This window comes from Vibrio sp. 1457 (genome assembly GCF_033340195.1).
Classification (GTDB): domain Bacteria; phylum Pseudomonadota; class Gammaproteobacteria; order Enterobacterales; family Vibrionaceae; genus Vibrio; species Vibrio alginolyticus.
In genome coordinates this window covers 1-3,258 of record NZ_JAWOWA010000055.1, presented here as the reverse complement: position 1 = coordinate 3,258, position 3,258 = coordinate 1, and the positions used below count along the sequence as shown (strand labels likewise).

General features: G+C 40.5%; 2 protein-coding genes. Both read left to right on the top strand.

Annotated features, from left to right (window positions below):
- Nucleotides 1-1,033: 1,033 nt before the first annotated feature.
- Nucleotides 1,034-1,693, top strand: coding sequence for a hypothetical protein (locus tag R7Z41_RS23555; RefSeq protein WP_225477610.1), 660 nt, complete (start codon nt 1,034-1,036; stop codon nt 1,691-1,693).
- Nucleotides 1,694-1,792: 99 nt separating this feature from the next.
- Entirely contained in the window at nt 1,793-2,521 is a 729-nt protein-coding gene (locus R7Z41_RS23550; RefSeq protein ID WP_025590372.1) for a hypothetical protein, read from the top strand.
- Nucleotides 2,522-3,258: the final 737 nt, after the last annotated feature.

The following is a 3,258-nucleotide window of genomic DNA, read 5'->3' as shown; positions in this document are numbered from 1 at the left end:
AACCACGGTTTATTAAGGCTTTGTTGTACTGCGTCCAGTTAGTTGTTTTGTAACGAGGTTTAGGCATGAGGCTACGACGATTAATGGGTGTAGCCGATCAGATCGTAGCTTCTTGATTTAGTTCCATCGATTTAAGCAACAAAGCCTTATATTGACGCTAAATAGTCGAGGAAAAAACAATAAAGTTTGATCACAACAACTACAATCACATAGCCAGCGCATTTAACGCTGGCTTATTTTTGCCCCTAAATCATTCAGAGCTTATACTCTACAATATCTAGGAGCGTGCGTTTTCCCTACCAAATCTAATCCGACGAAAGAGGATAAGACCATGCTCATTTGGGGTGTGAGCAGGTTGAAAATCGTGTTTCTCAGAATCCGCCGGAGTTATCCGAAAGTTTCGGCAATTTCCGACCTTCACATTAGCGAGGCTAGGCAGTTTCTTAATATGACTGTCCTCGCTAATTCTCTAAAGGGCCTTGAGTTACGATAATTAAGAGAGCCAATGTGTAATTGACTCTCAAAGTTATGTGAGAGGCGTTTAGTATAGTGATTGAACCGGTTCATCCCCAAATCATTGATTTAATAGAGCCAATGATTCATCCGATAGGTGTTGAGTGATAAGCACTGTCAAGTTACTTTTGGGTCTTGAGCACGCCACGTAAAAGAGATTTCGATTTCTTTCTAATGCACCTATTCTGTTTGCTGGACATGTCGTATGCAACCACGTAAGTAATTGATCCCAGTTGTATAAGTTCCACCCTCTGCCAAAACAACTAGAACATTGTCAAACTCTGCACCTTTCACTCCGTGCTTAGTGGAAAATGGTGTGTGTGAAATATAAACATTTTGACAATCAACTATGCATTGGATATCTTATCCAGCGGCTATATGGCAGCCAGCCCACTCCAAAGGCAAACTCCAATATTGGAACCATGAACATATCTATCGTTTTAGCTGATCTTATTTTGATAAGCGGAATGACTGATGATTAGGAGTGAATCTAAAGGTTAATCCGTGTAGGAATAAGACCATGACTAAAATTGCCCGACCATCCATTTCTAAAGTGAAATCTCGTGCTAAAGCTATCAAAAAAGAGAAGAAAATCGGTCACATGAAAGCACTTGAAGTTGCCGCTCAAGAGATTGGTTATCCATCTTTCCATGCTTTAGATACCCACCTGAAAAGACTCAAACAAAACGACTTTAGCGCTACCATCAATCCGTTTAACCCTGACTTGCAAAGTTCCTTACTTGTAGTGTTCAACGATGATTTGGAGCTTTTTGACTACAAAGAGGTTGAAGGTGATTTCATCACGGCTAGAAAGAGCTTCCAAGAGGAATACTTAAACAAAGGCTTCGCTGAACGTATCGGTGCACGTTTGCTCACAGTAGATGAATTACAACAACGTGGTCTAATCGCTCCCGGCGGGTCGGAGAATGGCGACAAAGACTATCTGCATGATTGGGGCTATATCTGCATTGAGTTTGTCAGAGAGAAAGATAACCCGTGGACAATCGAAGATGCTGAGAAGCTTGTGATTGAACAAGTGGAGAGCGAGATTGGACGCAATTACCGAGAGTTCTTCTATCTAGACGGCAAGCTAATTAACAATCATATTTCCAGAGCGTGGGACGCTGAATGGGATAATTACGTGGACGTTGATTACCATCCTGCAATAGATGGCTATTAAATGAATCGTAACTCCCAAAGATAACAGTCACTGGCCACAAATATGGACAAAATAATTGTGGCTGTTGATGTTCCACCAACACCAGAAATGGAATGAAGTATGAGCACTACAGCTAATAAGTTTGTTTTGGACCCAACACTTCCTATTGATCAGAAGTATTCAGTAAAGGCAAGAAAGTTTCTACAAAGGGAATGCGTTGACAACCTCAAGAAGATACACATCAAAGAGAAGGGCGAAAAGAACCTCAGAAAGCAGGTAAAGAATCTCTTTCAAGATAAAACAATGTCAGGCTTCTACATCGATGAGAAAAACATCTATGGCATGATTGTCCTGTTCGATGAAAGCTCCCTGAAGTTCGCTGGTGCATACATAGCCAGGGTCAATGGCGTGTTGTCCATCTATGACAGCAATATTAGGTTTTCGGTCCACTCAGTAGAGAGACTAATCCTACGGCTACAAATGAAAAACCCAAGGCTGGGGATTGCTAAAGCCATTCACTCAGTGACAAAGTATCTTTTCTGCCCTGAGAAAGACTTCGCCATCAACATTGAAGAAAAGTGGAGAACTCCAGGATTGAATGAGGTGGACATTGCCAAGCCGTATTTGGGTGACAATGATGAGTTACTTGGCATGTTTTTCCTTACATCCATTAGTAATTTAAACTGTACCAGAGTTGAGGCTGGTGTTGTTAAGACATTTGTTGATACAAACAAACTAAGGGAAGAGCAGTATAGCAAGTGTATGGAAGTTTACGAAGCTCAAAGAAACGCATTTATATCGGGTAAGGCTAATATTGAGATGAGTAGAATGGACTTGCTTATGAGCTAAATAACGGTGTGATAGATCGAGGTAGGAGTTTATACTGGTACGTACTGCATACATACTAGAAAATCAAATTTAGCCTGGAGTTAAACATATCGGGTGACAGCTTTTTCCAGTTCCGAGCAAATCGACCACCGCAAAAAATGGTGGTCTTTGATGTTTTTGGATACGAAAAGTTATCTGAAAGTGGGAGTCTAGCCGATTTAATCTAACTAGCTTCTGTCCAGAAGCGACTTACCAATCCAATTAAAATTTCACTCTCACCGCATAACTATTATTAACGTCACATGAGTTATATTTGGGTAAATTACGACTGATTGAAATCGCAAATTTGTTAGACGAAACCAATAATGGGGCATTTCTGTGTTTCATGCCCCATCAGCAAGCCTCTAGATATAAGTTTTCCTGAGCATCGTTTCTTTAACGTCACACAGAAGGGTGATTTACCATCCACGAATGCAACTGCTGGGCTTTATTTAGTGCGATACTAATTTCTTCCAATACTGAGTCAAAACTCTGTTCTGCGATTGATATTTGAGGTAATGGTGTTTCTATGTTTACTGATTTTCCCGACTTTATGATTCGATATCCACTACGTTCCAAACCTTCAAATTGACTTTTGATATCGGCTTTGTTGCTTAAATCGATGGAACTAAATCAAGAAGCTACGATCTGATCGTGTATGGACACTCCCTCTATTGCAAGTAAATTTTAATGAAAATGAAGGTATAACTGCCCACGTG

Coding starts and splice junctions, on each gene's coding strand:
- R7Z41_RS23555 (WP_225477610.1), top strand. CDS start 1,034: ATGACTAAAATTGCCCGACCATCCATTTCTAAAGTGAAATCTCGTGCT.
- R7Z41_RS23550 (WP_025590372.1), top strand. CDS start 1,793: ATGAGCACTACAGCTAATAAGTTTGTTTTGGACCCAACACTTCCTATT.